Source organism: Clostridium tetanomorphum, from assembly GCF_017873215.1.
GTDB classification, from domain to species: Bacteria; Bacillota; Clostridia; order Clostridiales; family Clostridiaceae; genus Clostridium_AO; species Clostridium_AO tetanomorphum.
The window spans coordinates 62365-85438 of record NZ_JAGGKA010000018.1 but is presented as its reverse complement, the minus strand read 5'-3'; the positions used below and the strand labels follow the sequence as shown (position 1 = coordinate 85438).

Genomic DNA, 23074 nt, shown 5'->3' with positions numbered 1-23074 from the left:
TTACTTTATTAATTCCATTTTTTCTTCAACTTCTTCAATTTCTCTTTTTTCCTCTTCAACTTCTTTTTTTTCTTCTAAATAAATTTCTTGTTTTTCACCGTCTTCAGAAACCTTTTCCATTTTTGATATAGACACTTCATAAGCTATTTTTTTAACTACTTCACTTTCAGATATTTTCTTTTGATATTCCCTACTTTGTAATCTTCCCCAAATCCTTATATTATCTCCTACATTTAATTCTTGGCAAAATCTAGAATTCCTTCCCCAAGCAATTGTAGGAATATAATCAGATTTATTATAAGCTCTGTTTACTGCTAAAAGTAGATCTGCTATTTCTCTTCCAAAGGGAGTTGTCCTATAAACTGGTTGCTTGCATATAAAACCATTGAGGAATATTTGATTTGGATTTTTACTTTTTTCAATACATTCTTCAATATTTCTAGCAAATACAGTTAGTATTAATCTATTAGCACCATCTACAAACTTATTGTAGGATCTAAGTTGTCCTTCAACTATTATCTCTGATCCTACTTTTATTTCCATTCCTCCAATAAGTCTTTCAGATACAGTAATAAATAATAAATCTTTAGCTTCACTTAGTCTTGGAACTTCCATATAAAACGTGTAAAATCCCTCTCCATACATTTCATGACTGAATTCTAATTCAGAGCATACCGTTCCTTCCAAATAAATTTTATTATTTTGTAATAAATTGTCCATTATAACCCCTCTTTCCCTTAGTATCTTAAATCATTTATACATCATATAATTATTCAAATCTAACTCCAAATATACTTATTATTTCCAAATTTATTTATTCAATAATAATTTTCTTATATTACAACTATTAATTCCTTCAATTAATGCTATAGTTATAGTAACCATAAAAGAGTACAATTCATAATTATCTTTAAAAGTACTATTTATAGGAATTTCTTCTGGTTGAATAATAGAGGAATGACTATTTAAACATCTTTGAAGACAATAGACAAAACTTTCCTTATCTTTCTCCATGCTAGATACTGTTATGGTATTTCTATTTCCTAATCCATAAGTAACTACCATACCAGATAAATCTAAATCAATTCCTATGGGCATATCCATATTTAACAAAATATATTTTCCTTCAAAGTTTCCCTTATTTTTTTCTATGTCTCTTCCATCATTTATTACTATAAAATCATATGCACCAGATAATTTATTTCTATTGTTTTCAATATGCATTTCTATATTCAATAAACTAAATTGTTCTTTTAAATATTTATTAAATTCCCTATTATTATCATAAATGCTCATTGTTTTCATAATATTCAACTCCTATTTATATATCCTAACAATATTTTTAACAGGAGTTCATATTTTATACTTTCTTTTAGCTATATGGAGATTTACACATATAATTATTAATCTTAAACATATACTTTCCCACCTTCCTCTTCCTTTGTTTGTATCAAATTCATAAATCATATTAATTTTTACTTATATTTCCATTATAATATATATATGACTTTTCATCAATACATTAATATTTATACATTATTACTGCTTACCCATTTTCTTAATTTGTTTTCCTTCATTATTTATATAATAATTTTCTTTATATATTAAATCACCAACAGTTACAAACTGGTATCCTTTATGTTTCAACTCTCTTATTATAATTGGTAAAGTTTGTGGAGTATATTTACCATCATTGTGAAATAAGATTATAGAACCTGGCTTTGTCTTACTTATTACTCTATTATATTCTTTATCAGCTCCCTCTGCTTTCCAATCTATGCTATCAACATCCCATTGTACACAATAATGTCCCGTTGAATTTACTACATCTATAACGGAATCATTATAAGATCCACTAGGACATCTAAAAAGTTTTGTATTTTTGCCAATAATTTTCATTATTTTAGCATCTGTTATACTTATTTCATTTATGATCTTTCCTTTTGATACTTTTCTCATATCTGGATGTGTATTGGAGTGGTTACCTATTTCATGTCCTCTCTTGTATATCTCTTTGGTTTCCTCTGGAAAATCGTCAATCCAATTACCTATAAGAAAAAATGTTGCTTTTACATTGTTTTTATCCAGTATATCTAATATTTTTTTTGTATTACTCTGTCCCCAATTAACATCAAATGTAATAGCAACCTTTTTTTCTTCTGTTTTAACAGAATATATGGGTACTTTATTACTTTGACTCAAAAATACTCCTTTACTATTAATTAATAAAGAAGCAATAACACTGAGAAGAAGCAAAAAAATAGCACCCTTTAGTTTTTTTATAACTTTTCTATTCAATAATAATACCTCCAAATTTATCACTCTCTAAATTTTATATGCTTAGTTTAATATTAATTATTACTATTATTTTATTATTATATTAAAAGTAAAAAATTGAAGAATAGATTTCTTATAGCGGATTTATTAATTTTAAAAATTTTGTGTTATAATAAAATAAGATTGATAATAATTAATATTATTTTATTTATTTTCTAGGGAGGATAAATGATGTTTGAAGATACTTTGGAATTAGCTGAAAATAAGCTTCTTCTGCTTTATATATTTAATAAAGTCCAAATTCCCATAACCAACAATCAAGTTACACAAATTATTTTAGAAAATAATTTTATTAATTATTTTACATTACAGCAATATCTCTCTGAATTAGTTTCCTCTAACTTTTTAAAATATACAGAAGATGAAAATAAACATAGATTAGAAATAACAGAAAAAGGAAAAAAGGTTCTTGTCCTTTTTTCCAATAGAATATCAAATAATAAAATAAATGTTTTAGATGAATATTTAAACAAAGAAATTAATAATATTAAAAGAGAGGTAACTATAACTTCTGACTATACAATAGAACATAAAGATAAATTTATTGTAAATCTGAGAGCTGTAGAAAATGATATAACATTATTAGACCTAAAAATAACTGTAGATTCTAATAAGCAGGCCAGAGATTTGTGTAGCAAATGGAAAAATAATTCCTCAGAAATTTACAGCAAAATATTAAATTTATTAATAAATTAAACTATTATAATAATAACATACCTGTAGGCTCACCACCTATCGGTATATTTTTTTTATTTCCAGTATCTATATTTACTTTCAAGAGAAGATTATTATAATTATCTCCTACATATATACTATCATTTAGTTTAATAATTCCTCTTGGCATACCACCTACATTTAATTTTTTAACTTCCTCATAATAATTTATATTGATAACACTTACGCTACCGTCTCCAAAATTAGATATATAACAAAATTCATTTTCTAAAAACATATCTACAGGGGAATTACCTACCTGAATTCTATAAAGCACTCTAAAATTTTTCAATGATATTATGCTTATACTTCCTCTAAAATCTGAACCTAAATTACTTTCACAAACAATTATATATTGGCCATCTATACTAAACAATGCTTTAGTTGGATAAGTTCCTACTTTTATATTTTTTACATTATCTTTGTTTTCACAATCTATTAAAGTTATACTATCGTTTTCCATATTGCATGTTAGTAATATTTTCTTTTCCTTATTTAAAGCTATACTATGGGGAAGACTTCCACATGGAATTTCTTCTAAAAGCTTATTTTTTATTAAATCAAATACTACTACATTATTTGTTTCACCGCATATTATATAAGCTTGGTCCTTATAGACCACCACATCGTTACAATGCATTCCAATAAAATGAGTATCTTTCTCTCTATTTTCTTCTATATCTATAATGGAAATACTATTGCTATAACTATTTGCTATTATTAATCTATCTTCTTTATAATTACATATTCCATGAGGGCCTACTTTATTATAGTAGTTATCTACATTTAAAGTAATTTTATTTTCTTCTTTAAATGTATCCAGATTTACTTTAGATATACAATCTGAAGATGTATTACAAATAAATAAATGACTCATTACATTCCCCTCCTCACAGATATAATATGTAGGGAAATAAAAAAGTGAGATAAAATATTGTTAATTAATATTAAGTTATAGTGTAAATATAGTATAATCATATAGTAAAAAGATTACGTGGCAACTTTTCTAAAATAAATAAAGAAATAATATCTATATATTTATTATTAAAAAACGAAAGTGAGGAATAAAAATGCATAGTTATGAACCAAAGGGTGTTTGTTCAAAAAAAATTGATTTTGAAATAGTTAATAATAAAGTTGGAAAAGTTAACTTCACTGGTGGATGTAGTGGTAATTTAAAAGGATTAGCTAGTCTTATAGAAGGTATGCCAGTAGACGAAGCTGTTAATAGATTAAAAGGAATAACTTGTGGAAATAAATCAACTTCCTGTCCGGATCAACTTTCAAAAGCCCTAGAAGAAGCTGTTAATAGATAATAGAGTACAAAGAAGTGTGTATTTGTAATTTAAAGACTTTTTTTACAGACCTGTACAGAGCACAAATTACAGATTTATTATTTTTGCAAAGCAAAAAAATCCCACTCTGTTTTCTATGCTCTGTACTCTATGCCCTATAGAAGTTTTCTTACAATTTTTCGCATATCTCCAATCATATAAAGAGATCCTGAAATTAAAACTAAATCATCTTCATTACAATAACTCAATGCCTTTTTATAAGCTTCTTCATAGTCATCTATTGATTCACAATTTTTATTGTGTTTTTTAATTACTTCCACTAAAATATTAGAATTTTCAGCTCTATAACTATGAGGAGTAACAGCTATAACTTTGTATGCCATAGGGGTTATAGTTCTTACCATATCTTCTACCTGTTTATCTGCAAGTATTCCAAGTATTAATACCATTTTATTATACTTAAAATATCTTTCTACACTGTTTTTAAGATTAGTAATTCCATCTATATTATGCGCTCCATCTAATACTACTAATGGATTTTTACTCATAATTTCTAATCTTCCAGCCCATTTCACTTCTTTTAACGCCTTATAAATATGTTCTTTTTTAATATTAATTCCTTGTTTTATTAATTGGTCAATAGTATGTAATACTACTGAACAATTTAATATTTGGTGAGTTCCTAACAAAGAAAGTTGCACTTCGTATTCATTATTTTCAGTTTTCACCGTAAAATTCTGATAGTATTCATTAGGCAAATCTTTATTAATATATTTCACAGAATCTTCACTTACCAATGTTAGGTGGCTACTTTTCTCTTCACATATTTTTTTAATTACTTCTTCTGCTTCCTTCTTTTGCGGATATAATACAACTGGAACTTTCTCTTTTATTATTCCACCTTTTTCAAAAGCAATTTTACCAAGAGTATCTCCAAGTATTTGCATATGATCATAGCTTATAGATGTTATCACACTTACTAAAGGAGTTATAACATTAGTAGAATCCATTCTTCCACCAAGACCTACTTCTATAACTGCATAATCTACTTTTGACTCATAATAATATAGAAACATAGCACAAGTTATTATTTCAAACTCTGTTGGATGCTCATATCCTAATTCTATTACCCTTTCAACTGCTTCTGATACTTTAGTCACTATTTTTGCTAAATCGCATTTTGGAATGTTTTCTCCATTAATTTGCATTCTTTCTTCAAATTCTTCTATAAAAGGAGATGTATACATTCCAACTTTAAAACCTGATTCCATAAGTATCTTTGTTATCATCGTAGTAGTAGAACCTTTTCCATTAGTTCCTGCAATATGTATACATTTTAACTGTTTATGAGGATTTCCTAGCAATTCTAATATTTTCTCTGTTCTTTCAGTACCTAAATTGCTACCAAATTTAGCTGTATTTTCAATATAGGCCATTGCTTCATTATAATTCATAATAAATCCCCCACTTTCTGTTAGTTAAGAGTTAAGAACAAATAGTGAAGAGTAAATGAAAAAAACATCCTTTATTCCTCACTATTCTCTATTCATTATTAACTATTTTAAGTTGTTTATTCTTTCCATTACTGAATTAAGCATTTCTCTATACTTTTCTCCCTTAGCCTTTTCTTCATTAACAACTGATTCAGGAGCTTTAGCTACAAAGCCTTTATTAGAAAGTTTCTTCTCTACCCTTTCTATTTCTTTTTCTAGTTTTTCCTTTTCCTTATTTAATCTATCTAATTCTTTTTCTAAATCTACTAAGTCAAGTAATGGCATATATATTTCTGCACCTTTTGTAAGAGCTGATACAGCATTTTCTGGTGCTTCTTCTTTTGAATTTAAGAAAGTTACTTCACTTGCAGAAGCTAGCTTTTCAAAATAAATCTTTCCTGACTCAAAAGCATATTTTCCTTCCATAGCATATATCATAACCTTAGCTTTTCTTGAAGGAGGTACGTTCATTTCAACTCTAACATTTCTAAGAGCTTTTATTGCTTCTATTATATAATTCATATTTTCTTCTGCTTTTTCATCTTTTAACTCTTCTTTATATTCTGGCCACTTAGAAGTTGCTATAGTTTTTTCTTCTTCTTGAAGATGAGTATATATTTCTTCAGTTATAAATGGCATTACAGGGTGTAATAATTTAAGTCCTGTAGTAAGAACACTAAATAATACATTAAATACTACTCCCTTAGCTTTTTCATCTTCACCGTACAGTACAGGTTTTACAAGTTCAATATACCAATCACAAAATTCACTCCACATAAAATCATAAACCTTTTGTGACGCTATTCCTAACTCATATTTATCTATGTTGTCTGTTACCTCTTTTACTACAGTGTTAGCTCTAGATAAAATCCATTTATCAGCTGCTGTATAATCTTTGCAATCTTTATATTTTTCCATAAGTTCTTTATCAAGATGCATCATAACAAATCTTGACGCATTCCATATTTTATTTGCAAAATTTCTAGCTGCTTCTACTTTTTCTTCATAGAATCTTATATCATTTCCTGGAGCGTTACCAGTAATTAACATAAACCTTAATGCATCAGCTCCATATTTATCTATTATATCTAATGGATCTACACCATTTCCTAAAGACTTAGACATCTTTTTACCATTAGAGTCTCTAACTATACCATGAATAAGTACAGTATGAAATGGTATGTCGTTCATATTGTGTAATGCTGAAAATATCATTCTAGCAACCCAGAAGAATATAATATCATATGCTGTAACAAGTACATCTGTTGGATAGAAGTATTCTAGATCTTCTGTCTTGTCTGGCCAACCTAAAGTTGAGAATGGCCATAATGCTGAACTAAACCATGTATCAAGTACATCATCATCTTGTTTTAAATTATGACTTGAACATTTTGTACATTGAGTTGGCTCTTCCATAGATACTATCATTTCGCCACAATCCTCACAGTACCATACTGGTATTCTATGTCCCCACCATAACTGTCTTGATATACACCAATCCTGAATGTTTTCCATCCAGTTAAAATATGTTTTATCAAACCTTTCAGGAACAAATTTAATCTCTTTATTTCTTACAATATTAATAGCTGGCTTTGCAAGTTCTTCCATCTTTACATACCATTGTTTTGATATCATAGGCTCAATAACTGAGCCACATCTATCATGACAACTTACATTATGACTATGATCCTTTATATTTACTAAGAATCCCTGTTCCTTTAAATCTTCAACTATAACTTTTCTAGCTTCATATCTATCCAATCCAGCATACTTTCCACCTAATTCATTTATAGTTCCATTTTCATTCATAACTATAACTTCTGGAAGGTTGTGTCTTTTTCCAACTTGATAATCATTTGGGTCATGAGCTGGAGTTATTTTAACAGCTCCTGTTCCAAATTCCATATCTACATAATCATCTGCAACTATAGGAATCTCCTTATTTACTAAAGGAAGCATAAGTTTTTTGCCAACTAAATGAGCATATCTTTCATCCTTTGGATTAACAGCTACAGCAGTATCTCCAAGCATTGTCTCAGGTCTTGTAGTAGCTATTTCTAAGTATTCGTCTGATCCTACAACAGGATATTTAATATGCCAGAAATGTCCTGCATGCTCTTCATATTCAATTTCTGCATCTGATAATGCTGTCATACATTTGGGGCACCAATTAACTATTCTATTTCCACGATAAATTAATCCTTCATCATATAACTTTACAAATACCGCTCTTACAGCTTTGTTTAGGCTCTCATCCATAGTAAAGCTTTCTCTTGTAAAGTCTGCTGAAACTCCCATTTTCTTAAGCTGAGTTCTTATTCTTTCTCTATATTCATCAGACCATTTCCATACTTCTTCAAGGAATTTTTCTCTTCCCATCTCTTTTTTCTTAAGCCCTTGCTTTAACAGTTCATTTTCTACCTTTACTTCTGTAGCTATACTTGCATGGTCTTCACCTGGAAGCCATAATGTGCTATATCCTTGCATTCTCTTAGCTCTAATCAAAAAATCCTGTAAACTATTATCTAATGCGTGACCTAGGTGTAATTTACCTGTTATATTTGGAGGTGGCATTACTATAGTAAAAGGCTTTTTACTTTTATCCACTTCTGGTGTAAAATACTTAGCCTCCTCCCAATGTTTATATAATCTTTCTTCAAATTCTTTAGGATCATAAGTCTTTGCAATATTTAAATTTTCATTCATATGTATTTCCTCCTTATGCTTATTTTTTATCCGATGACTACCCGCTCTAATTCTCCCATCTTCTTCAAAATGGGAGCAAAGAGCGGCTACGTCCCTGGATAACGATTTCTAAGTTCTAGCGGGAGTAAAAAACTCCCTCTGAAGCAAGAACTCTGTTTATACAAAAAGCGCTGCCAATCCTTAAAAGGACGACAGCGCGCGTTACCACCTTTTTTCCTGCAAAATAAATTACAGGCTCTTATAAATTTAACGATTAAGAAAACCGTCTTTACCTACTACTATTTCAGTAAAGAAGCTCAAAAGCTACCTTCAAGGAAACTCATACAGAAAGTCTTTCACCCATTGAACTTTCCTCTCTTGGTATTATTATCCTCTACTCCTCTTTTTCAAAGCTTTTACATATTTTATTATAATAACTTTTATTATAACCTAATTTAATAAACTGTCAATAGCATTTTGGAGGTATATATTTTATAAATTAACTTTTGAAAGAATTTCTTTTTCTATTTCATTTACTTTAGACTCTAATTCTTCCATCTCTTTTTTAGCATTGTTTACAAACTCTTCATCTTTTATAGAACCTAAATTAATCTTCACATTATAAAAAGCTGAATGTACTGCTGTTCTAGCTGACATTGCTGCTACTGCTCCGTCTGTTACTGCATTTTGATTACCCTTTAATACTACCTTTTCAGCTAACTTAAGTAATGCAAAAGCATCTTTACCTACATTTAACGGAACTGTTGCTGCTCCTTTAAATCCTTGTTGTACTGCTTTAGTTCTTTCAGATTTTTGCTCATCTGTATCTTTTGGCATTTTAAAAGCTGCCATTATCTTATTAAAAGAGTCTGAATCTTCATCTATGTAATTAACAAATTTTTCTTTATATTTGGAAGCTACTTTTTTAACTTCTTCCATTTCTCCTTGCACTTCTTCATAACCTTTTTTACCTATAGTTAAGTTAGCAACCATTTCTATTAATGCCGCTGCTGAAGCTGCACTAAGAGCTGCAATACTTCCACCACCAGGTGCTGGTGAATCTGAAGCTGTTTCATATATAAATTCTTTAACTGTCATTTCTTTAAGCATAATTAATTCCTCCCATTTTTTCAGTAATATTATTTTGTTCTATGAGTCCCCTTACAATAAAGAGACTCATAGAACTATATTTAGAAAGGCGTCTTACTAGAATAAACCTGTGATAACTCCATTTTCATCAACATCCATTTTTTCTGCTGCTGGAACCTTTGGAAGTCCTGGCATAACCATAATATTGCTTGTCTGGCATACTATAAATCCAGCACCTGCTGATACTCTAACATCTTTAACAGTAATTTTGAATCCTTTTGGTGCTCCAACTAAATTTGGATCATCTGAGAATGAGAACTGAGTTTTAGCCATACATATTGGCAATTTATCTAGTCCTAATTCTTCAAGCTTTTTAATCTGTTTCATAGCAGCTGAGTCTATTTCAACTCCATCTCCACCATAAATTTCTTTAACAATTGTATTAAGTTTTTCTGTTATTGAAGCTTCTACATCATAAAGTGGTTTGTAGTGAGATTCTTCAGTTTGGAGAATGTTAACAAGCTTTTCAGCCATTTCAACTCCACCTTCTCCTCCTCTTCCCCAGCATTCATTTAATGAAACTTCAACTCCAAATTCTTTACATTTATTTGTTAATAATTCTATTTCTGCTTCTGTATCATTTACAAATCTATTAACAGCTACTAAAACTGGTAAACCGAATTTTCTCATATTTTCTACTTGTTTAGCTAAGTTTGCAAATCCTTTATCTAATGCTTCTAAATTTTCATTTCCTAATTCTGTTTTCTTAACTCCACCATGCATTTTTAACGCTCTAATTGTAGCAACTATAACTACTGCATCTGGCTTTAAACCACCATATCTGCATTTTATATCTAAGAACTTTTCAGCTCCAAGATCTGCACCAAATCCTGCTTCTGTTACAACGATTTCTCCTAATTTTAATGCTAATTTTGTTGCTATTAATGAGTTACATCCATGAGCTATGTTAGCAAATGGTCCACCATGAATAAGAGCTGGTGTATTTTCAAGAGTCTGAACAATATTTGGTTTTATAGCTTCTTTTAATAACATTGCCATAGCACCATTTACTTTTAAATCTTTAGCTGTTACTGGATTTCCATCTAAATCATAAGCAACTATTATTTTTCCTAATCTATCTTTTAAATCCATTAGATCACTTGCTAGACAAAGTATAGCCATAACTTCTGAAGCAACTGTTATCATGAATCCATCTTCTCTTACAAATCCACAAGCTTTGCCGCCAAGGCCAACTGTAACATGTCTTAAAGCTCTGTCATTCATATCTATAACTCTCTTCCAAACGATTTGTCTAGAATCAATTCTTAGAGTATTTCCATGATGAATGTGATTATCTATTGCTGCTGATAAAAGGTTATTAGCAGCAGTTATAGCATGCATATCTCCAGTAAAGTGTAAATTAATATCTTCCATTGGAACAACCTGTGCATATCCACCACCAGCTGCTCCTCCTTTAACTCCAAATACAGGTCCTAATGAAGGTTCTCTTAAAGCTATATATGTTTTCTTTCCTATTTTATTTAAAGCCTGACCTAATCCTATTGAAGTAGTTGATTTTCCCTCTCCTGCTGGTGTTGGGCTTATTGCTGTAACTAAAACTAATTTACCATTTGGTTTGTTTTCTAATCTTTTAAATGCATCAAATGATATCTTTGCTTTGTATTTTCCATAAAGCTCTAGTTCATCTTCTAGAATTCCATATTTTTCAGCTATTTCAGCTATTGGTTTCATATTTGCGCTTTGTGCAATTTCAATATCGCTTGGTACTTTTATCATATTCATCCACCTCATTTAATTATTTTTTATATTACTAATTTGTCCTTATAAACATTTTAAATGTATTTTTATATTTATTGAAGAACATTATTTATTTTTCTAACCAAAGAAGTATTTTTAAGAGAATATACAATTGTCATAAACACTATGCTTTCTATTGGAATAAAAATTATATTTTTTACAAGTCTTATAGGTAATAATACCATAAAAGCTTTTCCTGTCATCATAGATAACCATAAAGTATTTAGACACATATCAACTAAAACTATTTTTAATATTACTGATATTATAACATTTTTATATGTAATTTCCTTTTTGTAAAAGAAAATTCCATATATAACTCCGCATAAAAATGCACTTATTGTGAATCCTATAAAGAAAGATCCCATAGGAAAAAGTGTTACTCCTACAACATCTATAACAGCATTTACTATTCCTCCAAAGAAAGGTCCAAAGAATACTCCTGCTAACATTGTTGGTATAAATCCAAATCCTATTCTTAAAATAGGCAACTGGATTGAAAAAAATCTACTTATTATTACTCCTATTGCTATAAATAAAGCTGCATAAACTATTTTCTTCGTCTTCACTTTTATCCCCCATTTATCGAGATTTTATAAATATACTTTCATTTTTTCTAGTAATGTATTATAATGTAGTAAAATAATCTTTAAAAACAACACTTATTTATATATTTAAAGGAATTTTCAATTCAAATTACTCAAGCAATCTTTTTTCTAAAATCTGATTTATATCAAAGTTTTCTATTTGTAAGTAGTATTCAGCACAATCCATTAAAGCTTTCATTGGAACAGTTCCTATTACTTCACTTCCAACTATTGGAACCCCATATCTTTTTGCTTCCATTTTAATCATTTCAAAAGCTCTATATACTGCTGTTTTTTCATAATTAACAAGATTCATTGAAACCTGTGCTATATTTCTTTCTTCAAGTTTTAATCCTATAGCTTTAACAAATCTTAATCCACCACCGATAAATCTTATCTTTTTAGCTATAGCACTTGCTATCTCTACATTATCAGTTCCTAAATTAACATTAAATGCTACTAATGAAACTCTAGCTCCTACTGCTGTACATCCACTCTTTGCATTCATAGCATGTGGTCCAAAATCTGGTTTCCATTCTTCAGCTTTAATCTTTTCAAAGAATCCTTCATACTGTCCTTTTCTTACATCTGCTAAGTTCTTTCTTTCTGGTTTTGTTGCTGCATCTTCATATAAATAAACAGGAATTCCTAGGCCACCAATAACTTCTCCAACTTCTTTAGCTAACTGGATACATTCTTCCATTGTAACATCTGCTACTGGTGTAAAAGGAATAACATCTGTAGCTCCCATTCTTGGATGTCCACCTTCATGTTTAGTCATATCTATAAGTTCAGTTGCAACCTTTGCTGCATTTATAACTGCTTCTTTTACTAACTCAGGTGCTCCTATCATTGTAACAACTGTTCTATTATGATCTTCATCTGATGAGTAATCTAGTAATTTTACTCCTTTAACTTTTCTTACTTCATCAACTATTTTTTCAACAAGTACCTTATCTCTTCCTTCACTAAAATTTGGTACACATTCAACTAATTTTGCCATTTTATATTCCTCCTCAATATTTGATACTAAAATATATTTAAGCTTATCTTGCTATAAAAACATAATATTTTGTTTTTTCTGATTTTATTATACTATATATACATCAATAAATCGTCTAATTTTTATAAAAATTTTGAAAACGTTATATTTTTTTATTTAATTTATAGACGTTATGAATTTATAAAATTTACTATTTAAATATATTTATAAAATATACTATATTAGGTATACCAACTAAATCTATTAAAAACGCTCCAACTAAAGGAACTATTAAGAACGCTTTTGTTGATGGTCCATATTTTTCTGTAACAGCGCTCATATTAGCTATAGCATTTGGAGTAGCTCCAAGTCCATGTCCAGCCATACCTGCTGCCATAACTGCTGCGTCAAAGTTTTTACCTAATAATCTAAATACTACAAATATAGTATATAATGATATAAATACTACTTGGCTAATTACTACTATAAGCATTGGTCCTGCAAGACTTGCTAATTCCCAAAGTTTTAAAGTCATTAAAGCCATAGATAAGAATATTCCTAAAGCTACATCTCCAATTAAATCTATAGTGTAGAAATCTAATTTAACTAACTTTAATTTATCATTTATATTTCTAAATATAACTGCTGTAAACATAGCTCCTACATATCCTGGTAATACTGTACCTGTCTTAGCTATCCATGCACACGCAATAGATCCAATAGTCATACAAACAGATATTACAGCTAATTGAATTAAAAATATGTGTGAAGTTACACTAGCCTTTTCAGATATTCCTGCTATTTCCCTATAAGATTCTGATTCTAATTCACTTTCTTCTGTTGGCTTCAAATTGTATCTATCAATTAAATGTTTTGCTATTGGGCCACCAATTAATCCTCCTGATATAAGTCCAAAAGTTGCAGCTGCTACTGCTACAGTTGTAGCCCCTGATACTCCTAATCCTTCAACGGTAGGTCCAAATGCTGCTGCTGCTCCATGTCCACCTTCCATAGATACAGCCCCCATTAAAACTCCAAGCAATGGATGTAATCCAGTTAATTTAGCCATAGATACTCCTATAACATTTTGCATTACTGCAAGTATACAGCATAAAAGCCAATATATAAGTAATAATCTTCCACCTTTTTTTACAAGTCCAAAACTTCCACCTAGACCTATTGTAGTAAAAAATACAATCATAAAAGGTGATTGGAAAGTTGTATCCATACTTATAGTTATAATATTACTTTGTTTTAAAATCAAAGCTAAAATTGAAAATAATAAACCACCTATTACTGGAGCAGGTATACAAAATCTTTCAAAAAAATTAACCTTTTTTCTTAAATAATTACCTAAAAATAATAATAATAATGCTAAAGTAAGTGTAGACACCATGTCAATTTTTAAAGTTAATACGCCTTTTATAATTTCTGTTTTCATAATAACTCCTCCTTTATCTTTTTATTTATTATATTTATTAGCATTTATCATGCCAATGAAAAATTGCCTGAATATTAACTAAATTTATTTTTTTCAACATTTTTCACCCTGCAAATTTTACAAAACGGCAAATTTTGCAGGCCTTTTTCAAAATTATTAAAATTTTTTAATTTTTAACGAAAGTTTTAGAGGAATACATATCTGATTGTAGAATACATATTCAGAATATAAATATATTTAAAATTTAAATGCAAAGGATGGGATAAATATGGATAGGAAAGCTTTAATAACTGGTAATATAAAAAAAGGAGATGTCATTACTAAAGGCTACATATTAAGTGATTTAAATACTGGCTTAATAGAAAACGTAAATTTAAATGGTGATATACTAGAAAACTTTCAAGGAAAAATAATAAATTATGAAGATAATTTTATTATTAATGCTGGCGACTTCAATTGTCACTCACATCCAGAGCAATCCATTTATACAGATATAGTAGATAAATCTTGGGATTTAGGGACTTGGTGTAGAAACACTATTTACAAATATAGTATTAAATTAGAACCTGAACATATATACTTGGGTTGCCTTAGAGCCTTTTCTAGAATGCTTACTTTAGGTGTTACCTCTGTTATGGTTTCTTTCTACTGCCATGGAAATAAAGGAAATCTTTTAGATAAAGAAGTTATAAGAGCAGCAAAAGATGTAGGAATAAGATTGTACTTTGGAAGAATGAACTATGACATAATAAATGAAGACGCTTACGAAGCTAAAAAAGCTTCTCAAAAAAGCTATAATGAAAGTCCTGATGAAGCTGAGATTAATTTTATGATGCTTTCAGGAGAAATTTGTTCTCCTAATATTATAGTGGCCCCATCACTTCATAGTATACATGCATCAACAAAAGAAGCTATTATAAAAGGTATAAATCTAGCCTTTGATTCTGGAAAATACATACAGTTCCATTTATCAGAAGATGAAGGTGACGTTGATTTATCTCTTAAACTTTATGGTCTTCGTCCTATAGAATTTCTAGAATCTTTATTAAAAAATAAGCAAATCAAAAGTTTAGAACATGTTATTTTATCTGATTGTATTTGGATTAATGATAATGAAAGAGATATAATAAAAAAATATGATATGAAAGTTGTTTTAAATCCTAGAATGAATGATAGAATAAAAGCTGGTGAAGCCAATCTAAAAAAGCTTTTAGAAAAAGATATAAAAATATATTTGGGCACTGACGGAGAAGCTAGCAATGATAATTTATCCATTACTGGAGAACGTGATTTCTTAAAAAGTAAATATAAAGATATAAATACTAATATTATAGAGAACCTTGGAAAATTTCCTTTAAAATTTAATAATGGTTTCATTGGAGATATAGAGATAAATAATTTCTGCGATTTAAAAATTACAGACATAAATGGTAATATAAAAGATGTATTTGTTGGTGGTAAAAAACTAGTTAAAGATGGTAAACTTATATCTATGGATATGGAAAAAAGCATTGAAATTCCACTAAAAGAATCTTTAGATAAACTTTTTAAATAGCAAAAATCACTACTGGCTTTTTTAATTTACAGAGAACAATTTATAGTTAAGAAAGATTTGATTCTAATACTCTACAAAAGCTTAAATAATAAAGAATAAATAAGGAGAGAATTTTTGCTTATAGCAAAGATTCTTCTCATATTTATTCTTTATTATTTCTCTTTTAAAAATTCTTTTTAATCTTCCATTGTCAATTTTCAACTAAATAAAAACTTTTAATTGCTAATTTCAAAAAATTATATATAGACATTTTAACTTGATACAGTGGACTTATCAGATATTTTATGTTTATCAACTATCCCAGTTAACATAAGAGCTATAGCCCCATCTCCTGTTATATTACAAGCTGTTCCAAAACTATCTTGTAGTGCAAATATAGTCAATACCAAAGCTACTGCTGAATCCTTAAATCCCAAAATTCCAGTAATTAATCCTAAAGATGCCATTACAGTTCCACCTGGTACTCCTGGAGCTCCTATTGCAAATATTCCAAGCAATATTATAAATTGAATCATATTACCAATTGATGGCAATGTGCCATATACTACTTTAGAAACAGTCATAACAAAGAATACCTCTGTTAATACAGAGCCACAAAGATGTATAGTAGAACATAATGGTATAGCAAAATCTACTATATCCTCCTTTAAAGCTGACGACTTATGGGCACATTTAAGCGCTACTGGTAATGTTGCTGCACTAGACATAGTACCTACTGCAGTTAAATATGCTGGACCATAATATTTAACTACTTCTAATGGATTCTTTTTTGACACTGTTCCACCAATACTATACAAAATTGTAAGCCATATAATATGTCCTATTAACACTAATAATATAACTATAATAAACACAGGTAATTGTCTAGTTATGCTTCCTTCATAAGATAATGAAGCAAAAGTAGTAGCTATAAAAAATGGAAGAATTGGAATTACTACTTTACTTACTATTGATAACATTATATTCTGAAACTGATCTAAAAGTTTTTCTACTAAATCAGAATTTGTCCAAGCCGTGGCCAGACCAATTAAAATAGCTGTAACTAAAGCTGTCATTACTGACATAACCGGTGGAATATCTAATTTAAATAGTATTTTAGGTAATTCCTTTAATCCATCTACATTATTACTTATAGACAATTTGGGAATAATTGCATAACCAGCAATAGCAGAAAATGAAGCTGCCCCTACAGAAGAAATATACGCTATCACAACAGTAATTCCTAACATTTTGCTGGCATTAGCTCTCATTTTAACTATAGAAGGAGCAATAAACCCTATAATAACAAGTGGAATACAATAAAAAATAATTTGTCCCAGTACATACTTTAAAGTTACTACTATCTTAATAAGACCTTCTGAACATATTAATCCTAATATGATTCCCCCTACTACAGCTAATAATAGCTTTACAATTAAGCTATCCTTAACTTTACTCATAACATAATTCCCCCCATAATATTTATATTTTAATAGCTTTTAGCTACATTTCTCCATCATAACATCTAAAATAACCTCATCAGTACAACTCATCCCATCTGTAGATACCTTTCCTAAATTTTGTATAGATTTTTCTACAGATTGATTTAAAATGCCATCACCAGATGGAACAAAAATATTATCTAATGCCATTTTTGTAGCATCTATAGCTGAAGATACTGAAATACATAATTTATATGCACAGCCTAATTTAGCTCCATCACAAATCATTCCTGATATTCCAGCTATCATATTTTTAATAGCTCCACATATTTGCTGAATATTACCATTTAAAGCATATGATAATCCAGCACTTGCTCCTACCCCTGCTGCAACACCACAACCACATACTGGGGACAATGGACCAGTATAACTTTTAATATATATTGTTACTAAATGACTCAAAGCTACAGCTCGAATAATCTTTTCATTATCTATTTTTAATTTTTCTCCTACTGAAGCTATAGGAAGTATAGCTACTAATCCATGATTTCCACTACCTGCACTACTCATAACAGGTAATGGATGTCCAGACATTCTAGCCTCACATGCTGCTGAGGTAATAGCTTTCGCATACTTTTCTATATCTGCATTATCTTTATACATTAACTGTCCTAATCCTAATCCCAAATTATATTTTAATCCATCTTCTGCAATTTTTTTATTCATTAGTATTCCTTCATTTATAAAGTCTATCTTTTCCAAAGGTACATTATCTACAAATTCTTTAAAATCTGCTATAGAAAACTCCCTTATCCTATCTCTTAAATTAACTTTAGAAATCTTTTCTTCCTTTTTCTCCGAAATACATTTTCCATTTTTTTCAACCAACACAACATTTAAATGGCTATGTTTAATTATAACTCTTGAACTATTATTATTTCCTTTTGCTTCTATTTCTATATATAGTCCAGTTACTCCTTCTTTTATGTTTAAATTAATGATATTTTTTTCTACTAAATTTAGAGCTTTTTCTATATCATCATTAGTTAAATCCTTTATAACTTGTAATTTATATTCAGATTTTCCTACTATCACTGCTAAAGCTGCCCCTATTATAATACCTTTTTTGTCTGTGCCTGGTATACCAACTTCTTTACCATTTTTAAATATATTTTTATCTACACTTATATTTAATTCCTTTATTTCTTCTCCTAATAATTCCTTTGCTTTTGCAACAGCATAAGCTACTGCCATTGGCTCTGTACATCCTAATGCTGGAACTACTCCATCTTTTAGAATACTTATTAATAAATTATAATCTTTCATAATTATTACCTCCCAAAAATAATCTTACATATAACTTAAAGCAACTTATATGCCAATTCTTTTTTTTACAAAATTTGATTCAGACCTAATATTCATCAGCAATTAGACCAAAGTCTATTTATTTGTTTTTATCAAAAATGATAATTATTTCTAAATATATATAAATTACACCTTACTGTAATCCTATTTTGCACTGAAAAACACTTTTCTCATTTTTGATATTTTTTATTAATAATGAGAAAACTTTTCTTCAATTTTCTATATAAAAAAACTAGATCTGTAAAATTTACAGATCTAGTTTTTATCCTTTATTAATGTTCTAATTCTACTTGTTTTTCAACAGCTTCTAGTATTTTACCACTAGTAATTAATTCTGTAGTTTTATCTAATTCTTTATACATTTCTATATTAGTATCGTATTCGATAAAATCTACTGCTTCTCTTATTACTTTATAAGCCTCTGCAGTTCCTTTTCCTAACTTAAAGCCTTTATCTGCTCTAAAATCTATAGCTTGACAAGCTGCCATCATTTCTGTTGCTATTACTCTTGTAGCATTCTTAATTATATCTCTAGCTGTTCTTGCAGCTATAGTTCCCATACTTACTAAGTCTTCCTGGTTAGCTGATGATGGGATTGAATCTACTGATGCTGGGTGAGCAAGTATCTTATTTTCTGATACTAAAGCTGCTGCTGCATACTGAGTAATCATAAATCCTGAATTTAATCCACCATGCTTAGCAAGGAACGCTGGTAGGTCATTTAACTGATGATTTATAAGTCTTTCAAGTCTTCTTTCAGATACATTTGCAATTTCTGCTGCTCCAATTCCTAAGAAATCAAAAGGCTGTGCCATTGGTTCTCCGTGGAAGTTACCGCCAGAAATTACATCTCCTTCTCTTGTTATTATTGGATTATCTGTAACTGAGTTGATTTCTATTTCAACTTTTGCTTTTACATAATCAATTGTATCTTTACTAGCACCATGGATTTGAGGTACACATCTTAATGAATAAGCATCTTGTACTCTTAATTCTCCTTGTCTAGTTACATAAGTACTTCCTTCGACTAATTTTAATATATTTCTTGCTGTAGCCATTTGTCCTGCATGGGCTCTTATAACGTGAGTTCTAGGATCAAAAGCATCTCTTATACCTCTTAATGCTTCCATACTTAATGCAGCTGCAATATCACTAACCTTTAATAATTCTATTGCATCATATACAGCTAATGCTCCAGTAGCTGTTAATACCTGAGTACCATTTATTAAAGCTAATCCTTCTTTAGCATCTAATATAATTACAGGAATTCCTGCTTTCTCCATAGCTTCTTTTCCTGACATTATTTCGCCTTTATACTCAGCTTCACCAAGTCCAAGCATTGGTAAAACCATGTGAGCAAGTGGCGCTAAATCTCCTGATGCTCCTAATGAACCTTTTTCAGGAATACATGGATGAACCCCTTTATTTAACATTTCTATTAAAGTATTTAAAGTCTCTATTTTTATTCCTGAGTATCCCTTTGATAAAGCATTAGCTCTAGTAAGCATTATAGCTCTTACTGTATCTGTTGGGAATTTTGGACCATATCCACAAGCATGTGAACGTATAAGATTTTCCTGTAATGTATTACAATCTTTTTTAGATATACTTACATTACAAAATTCACCAAAACCAGTAGTTACGCCATAAACAACCTTTTCATTTTCTACTATATCATCAATAATTTTTCTTGATTCTAAAACAGATTTTTTAGCTTCTTCACTTAAAGCTACTTTACATCCTTTTCTAGATACTGCTACCATTTCTTCTAATGTTAAATCATTTCCAGTTAAAATAACTTCTTTAAATTCTTTCATAATAATTGCCTCCTTAATAGTATTGCATCTATTTATTAAATGCATAAATATTTTCTGTCTAATTTAAATTAATTTTATATCATCATAGCTCCAATTACACCAGCTATAAATAATGGAATGTCGTAGAATATAAATGTTGGTACACAAGTATCCCAAACATGATTGTGCTGTCCATCTACATTTAATCCAGATGTAGGTCCTAAAGTACTGTCTGAAGCTGGTGAACCTGCATCTCCAAGTGCTGCTGCTACTCCTATTAATAAAATCAATGCTGGAACACTAATTCCTAACTTTATAGCAAGTGGACAATATATTGCCGCTATTATTGGAATTGTACCAAAGGATGTTCCTATACCCATTGTTACTAGAAGTCCAACTGAAAGCATTAAGAATGCTCCACCGAATTTTCCTCCTACCATTGCAGCTGTAGAATTAACTAGAGATTCAACTGCTCCAGTTTCTCTCAAAACATTTCCATATCCTGCTGCTATTAACATTACAAAAGCTATAAATGCCATCATTCTCATTCCGCCATCCATCATTTCGTCAATTTCTTTCCATTTTATTGAACCAGTCAAAATCATAACTAATAATCCTGCCATGGCTCCAATTGGAAGTGATTTTGTATAAAGCTGAGCTACAAAAGCTGCTACTGCACCTAGAAGAGCTACCCAATGCTTTGATGTCATTTCAATTTCTTCATCTTCTTTTAAGTCGCCTTCCATCTTTATGTTTTCATACTCTCTTGGTTTTCTGTATACCACAAGAACTGCTACTAATAAACCTACAACCATTGCTAATCCAGCAATCCACATTACCTTTGAAATATCAGCAATTTCAACTGGTACTCCATTTTGAACCATTTGATCTTTTATTATAGTATGGAATAAAAGACCGAATCCTACTGAAAAAGATACATATGGCGCCTTTAATCCAAATGTTAGAGCACAAGCTACTGCTCTTCTATCTATTTTCATTTTATTCATTAATGGAATTAGTGGTGGTATTAATATAGGAATAAATGCTATATGCACCGGTATTAAATTCTGTGAAAAACAAGCTACAAAAGCTATAAGCAATGTAAACACAATCGCTTTTCCCTTAACAACTCTAGATATCTTTTTAGCTAATATAGTAGCAAGTCCAGTCTTACTAATTGCTACTGCTAATGCACCTAATAAAATATAACTTAGTGCAGTTTCTGAGTTTCCTCCCATACCTGCAATCAATGTAGTTACAGTTTGAGGTATTGACATTCCAGCAACTAATCCTGCAACTAGAGCAGCGGCTAATATTGATAACATTACGTTTAGTTTCATTAAGCATAAAACTGACATTATTACAACTGATATTATAACAGGATTTAATAATAACATTTTTTCTCCTCCTTGCAATAAATATTGATTACACTATACATTTACTATTCCTTCAGCCACAATTTGAACTAATCCATTTAAGCATATATTAGTTATTTTATTTTCTTCAAACTCAGCTATAATTTCCAATTCTCCACCAGGCTGCTTTATTTTCTCTTCTATTGATTCATTTCTCATGTAGGCTAATGCTGCACCTAATGCTGAAGTTCCTGATGCACAACTTCTTTCCCAAAAAAGACTTTCAGTACCCCTTACATAAACTAATGGTTCTAGATAATTTTCATTATAATCATAGTACATAATTCCAAAAGCATCATAATCTCTGTTATCCATTTCTCTTTTCACTAGTTTAAAAAGTTCCTCTTTATTCTTTATTTTTTTACTATCTACTATAAAATGCGTAATTCCTGAAAACTCTACCTTTAAGCCAGAGAAAACGGTATCATTTTCTTCAAGGGAAAATTTACTTATATTGTTTGGCAAAGGCATATAAACTTTAGACATATATTCATTATCATTCTCCGTTTTATAAACCTCGCAATCAACTAACTTTTCAGCTCCAGATACTTCTAATGATATTTTAAATTTGTCCTTTTCTTTAATAAAATAAGGATACTGATTGTGAACTAAAAATGCAGCTAAAGCTCTTGTAGCATTACCGCAAAACTCACCTCCCATCATTTGAAGTCTTAAACATTTGTTTTCTGTTTCTTTATATAGGTTCGCTTTTTCAATGAATCCAACCTGTTCTGCATATATACTATTATAATTCATTAATTTTTTTGCTACATTCATCTGTACATCCCTTGGAACCTGATCTAAAACAAATACTGTCATATTTTCCACTGGATTAACTTTAATAAAATGAAGCTTAATTTGAATCCGCCCCCTTCCTAAATTGCTTTTATCTTTTTCACAATTCAATTATATCATAATTTCGTCAAATAAAAGTCTATTTTGAATTTTTTAAAAATTTAAAGCTTCAAAGTCATATTTTCGTATAAATATAAAAATAATATAAATAATCCTCTATTCTTAGAATATTATTTATAAATACGGATATATAGTAAAATTTTTCATGGAATTTGTCATTTTAATT

General features: G+C 29.5%; 19 protein-coding genes and 1 other annotated feature. Of the genes, 3 read left to right on the top strand and 16 right to left on the bottom strand.

Going from position 1 to position 23074, the window contains the following annotated elements:
• From J2Z24_RS16155 to pdaB, 3 genes are all read right to left on the bottom strand, one after another.
• Positions 1 to 720 carry a single-stranded DNA-binding protein gene (locus J2Z24_RS16155; RefSeq protein WP_035150610.1) on the bottom strand — a complete coding sequence of 240 codons (720 nt, stop codon included), beginning with the start codon at positions 718 to 720 and terminating at the stop codon, positions 1 to 3.
• A gap of 90 nt (positions 721 to 810) precedes the next feature.
• Entirely contained in the window at positions 811 to 1305 is a 495-nt protein-coding gene (locus J2Z24_RS16150) for a hypothetical protein (RefSeq protein ID WP_035150612.1), read from the bottom strand.
• Between the two features lie 234 nt (positions 1306 to 1539).
• Complete coding sequence (gene pdaB, locus J2Z24_RS16145) at positions 1540 to 2298, bottom strand: polysaccharide deacetylase family sporulation protein PdaB (RefSeq protein WP_241392981.1); 759 nt, start codon at positions 2296 to 2298, stop codon at positions 1540 to 1542.
• A gap of 210 nt (positions 2299 to 2508) precedes the next feature.
• Here pdaB and J2Z24_RS16140 point away from each other — a divergent pair, with 210 nt between their 5' ends.
• Positions 2509 to 3033, top strand: coding sequence for a DUF4364 family protein (locus J2Z24_RS16140; RefSeq protein WP_035150616.1), 525 nt, complete (start codon positions 2509 to 2511; stop codon positions 3031 to 3033).
• A 4-nt stretch (positions 3034 to 3037) separates the two neighbouring features.
• Here the strand turns inward: J2Z24_RS16140 and J2Z24_RS16135 are convergent, their stop codons facing one another.
• Positions 3038 to 3928, bottom strand: a complete 891-nt coding sequence (locus tag J2Z24_RS16135) for a YncE family protein (protein ID WP_035150619.1) — start codon at positions 3926 to 3928, stop codon at positions 3038 to 3040.
• Between the two features lie 193 nt (positions 3929 to 4121).
• On the opposite strand from J2Z24_RS16135, the gene J2Z24_RS16130 reads away from it, so the two are divergent.
• A complete protein-coding gene (locus tag J2Z24_RS16130; protein WP_035150621.1) occupies positions 4122 to 4367 on the top strand; it encodes a TIGR03905 family TSCPD domain-containing protein in 246 nt (81 codons plus the stop codon).
• 134 nt (positions 4368 to 4501) lie between these two features.
• Here J2Z24_RS16130 and J2Z24_RS16125 read toward each other — a convergent pair whose 3' ends face one another.
• From J2Z24_RS16125 to gltS, 7 genes are all read right to left on the bottom strand, one after another.
• Entirely contained in the window at positions 4502 to 5800 is a 1299-nt protein-coding gene (locus J2Z24_RS16125; RefSeq protein ID WP_035150623.1) for a bifunctional folylpolyglutamate synthase/dihydrofolate synthase, read from the bottom strand.
• 102 nt (positions 5801 to 5902) lie between these two features.
• On the bottom strand, positions 5903 to 8545 hold the full coding sequence (locus tag J2Z24_RS16120) for a valine--tRNA ligase (protein WP_035150625.1): 2643 nt from the start codon (positions 8543 to 8545) through the stop codon (positions 5903 to 5905).
• 181 nt (positions 8546 to 8726) lie between these two features.
• Positions 8727 to 8944, bottom strand: a binding site (T-box leader).
• A gap of 72 nt (positions 8945 to 9016) precedes the next feature.
• Positions 9017 to 9634, bottom strand: coding sequence for a cyclodeaminase/cyclohydrolase family protein (locus J2Z24_RS16115; RefSeq protein WP_035150626.1), 618 nt, complete (start codon positions 9632 to 9634; stop codon positions 9017 to 9019).
• Between the two features lie 96 nt (positions 9635 to 9730).
• Positions 9731 to 11410: a formate--tetrahydrofolate ligase gene (locus J2Z24_RS16110; RefSeq protein WP_035150628.1), complete on the bottom strand. Its 1680-nt coding sequence runs from the start codon at positions 11408 to 11410 to the stop codon at positions 9731 to 9733.
• Positions 11411 to 11484: 74 nt separating this feature from the next.
• Positions 11485 to 12000, bottom strand: coding sequence for a folate family ECF transporter S component (locus tag J2Z24_RS16105; protein ID WP_035150630.1), 516 nt, complete (start codon positions 11998 to 12000; stop codon positions 11485 to 11487).
• Between the two features lie 127 nt (positions 12001 to 12127).
• Positions 12128 to 13021: a glutamate formimidoyltransferase gene (gene ftcD, locus J2Z24_RS16100; RefSeq protein ID WP_035150632.1), complete on the bottom strand. Its 894-nt coding sequence runs from the start codon at positions 13019 to 13021 to the stop codon at positions 12128 to 12130.
• 190 nt (positions 13022 to 13211) lie between these two features.
• The gene (gltS, locus tag J2Z24_RS16095) at positions 13212 to 14441 is read right to left on the bottom strand and encodes a sodium/glutamate symporter (RefSeq protein ID WP_035150634.1); all 1230 of its coding nucleotides are present in this window, start codon (positions 14439 to 14441) and stop codon (positions 13212 to 13214) included.
• A 268-nt stretch (positions 14442 to 14709) separates the two neighbouring features.
• Between gltS and J2Z24_RS16090 the strand changes: the two genes are divergently transcribed.
• The gene (locus J2Z24_RS16090) at positions 14710 to 15996 is read left to right on the top strand and encodes an amidohydrolase family protein (RefSeq protein WP_051593395.1); all 1287 of its coding nucleotides are present in this window, start codon (positions 14710 to 14712) and stop codon (positions 15994 to 15996) included.
• 251 nt (positions 15997 to 16247) lie between these two features.
• Here J2Z24_RS16090 and J2Z24_RS16085 read toward each other — a convergent pair whose 3' ends face one another.
• The 5 genes from J2Z24_RS16085 to J2Z24_RS16065 form a co-directional block, all read right to left on the bottom strand.
• Positions 16248 to 17435, bottom strand: coding sequence for a dicarboxylate/amino acid:cation symporter (locus J2Z24_RS16085; RefSeq protein ID WP_035150642.1), 1188 nt, complete (start codon positions 17433 to 17435; stop codon positions 16248 to 16250).
• Positions 17436 to 17474: 39 nt separating this feature from the next.
• Positions 17475 to 18743 carry an L-cysteine desulfidase family protein gene (locus J2Z24_RS16080; RefSeq protein ID WP_035150644.1) on the bottom strand — a complete coding sequence of 423 codons (1269 nt, stop codon included), beginning with the start codon at positions 18741 to 18743 and terminating at the stop codon, positions 17475 to 17477.
• A gap of 311 nt (positions 18744 to 19054) precedes the next feature.
• On the bottom strand, positions 19055 to 20599 hold the full coding sequence (gene hutH, locus J2Z24_RS16075; RefSeq protein WP_035150646.1) for a histidine ammonia-lyase: 1545 nt from the start codon (positions 20597 to 20599) through the stop codon (positions 19055 to 19057).
• Positions 20600 to 20673: 74 nt separating this feature from the next.
• Positions 20674 to 21975 (bottom strand): Na+/H+ antiporter family protein, encoded by a 1302-nt coding sequence (locus tag J2Z24_RS16070; RefSeq protein ID WP_035150648.1) that lies wholly within the window; start codon positions 21973 to 21975, stop codon positions 20674 to 20676.
• A 33-nt stretch (positions 21976 to 22008) separates the two neighbouring features.
• Complete coding sequence (locus tag J2Z24_RS16065) at positions 22009 to 22899, bottom strand: histidine racemase CntK family protein (RefSeq protein WP_241392982.1); 891 nt, start codon at positions 22897 to 22899, stop codon at positions 22009 to 22011.
• Positions 22900 to 23074 lie beyond the last annotated feature (175 nt).

What these genes read in the sequence shown, in the direction of transcription:
- J2Z24_RS16110 (WP_035150628.1), bottom strand. Translation starts at nt 11,410, where the DNA reads ATGATAAAAGTACCAAGCGATATTGAAATTGCACAAAGCGCAAATATG.
- ftcD (WP_035150632.1), bottom strand. Translation starts at nt 13,021, where the DNA reads ATGGCAAAATTAGTTGAATGTGTACCAAATTTTAGTGAAGGAAGAGAT.
- gltS (WP_035150634.1), bottom strand. Translation starts at nt 14,441, where the DNA reads ATGAAAACAGAAATTATAAAAGGCGTATTAACTTTAAAAATTGACATG.
- J2Z24_RS16085 (WP_035150642.1), bottom strand. Translation starts at nt 17,435, where the DNA reads ATGAGTAAAGTTAAGGATAGCTTAATTGTAAAGCTATTATTAGCTGTA.
- J2Z24_RS16070 (WP_035150648.1), bottom strand. Translation starts at nt 21,975, where the DNA reads ATGTTATTATTAAATCCTGTTATAATATCAGTTGTAATAATGTCAGTT.
- J2Z24_RS16115 (WP_035150626.1), bottom strand. Translation starts at nt 9,634, where the DNA reads ATGCTTAAAGAAATGACAGTTAAAGAATTTATATATGAAACAGCTTCA.
- J2Z24_RS16135 (WP_035150619.1), bottom strand. Translation starts at nt 3,928, where the DNA reads ATGAGTCATTTATTTATTTGTAATACATCTTCAGATTGTATATCTAAA.
- hutH (WP_035150646.1), bottom strand. Translation starts at nt 20,599, where the DNA reads ATGAAAGAATTTAAAGAAGTTATTTTAACTGGAAATGATTTAACATTA.
- J2Z24_RS16120 (WP_035150625.1), bottom strand. Translation starts at nt 8,545, where the DNA reads ATGAATGAAAATTTAAATATTGCAAAGACTTATGATCCTAAAGAATTT.
- J2Z24_RS16155 (WP_035150610.1), bottom strand. Translation starts at nt 720, where the DNA reads ATGGACAATTTATTACAAAATAATAAAATTTATTTGGAAGGAACGGTA.
- J2Z24_RS16150 (WP_035150612.1), bottom strand. Translation starts at nt 1,305, where the DNA reads ATGAAAACAATGAGCATTTATGATAATAATAGGGAATTTAATAAATAT.
- J2Z24_RS16090 (WP_051593395.1), top strand. Translation starts at nt 14,710, where the DNA reads ATGGATAGGAAAGCTTTAATAACTGGTAATATAAAAAAAGGAGATGTC.
- J2Z24_RS16125 (WP_035150623.1), bottom strand. Translation starts at nt 5,800, where the DNA reads ATGAATTATAATGAAGCAATGGCCTATATTGAAAATACAGCTAAATTT.
- J2Z24_RS16140 (WP_035150616.1), top strand. Translation starts at nt 2,509, where the DNA reads ATGTTTGAAGATACTTTGGAATTAGCTGAAAATAAGCTTCTTCTGCTT.
- J2Z24_RS16130 (WP_035150621.1), top strand. Translation starts at nt 4,122, where the DNA reads ATGCATAGTTATGAACCAAAGGGTGTTTGTTCAAAAAAAATTGATTTT.
- J2Z24_RS16080 (WP_035150644.1), bottom strand. Translation starts at nt 18,743, where the DNA reads ATGAAAGATTATAATTTATTAATAAGTATTCTAAAAGATGGAGTAGTT.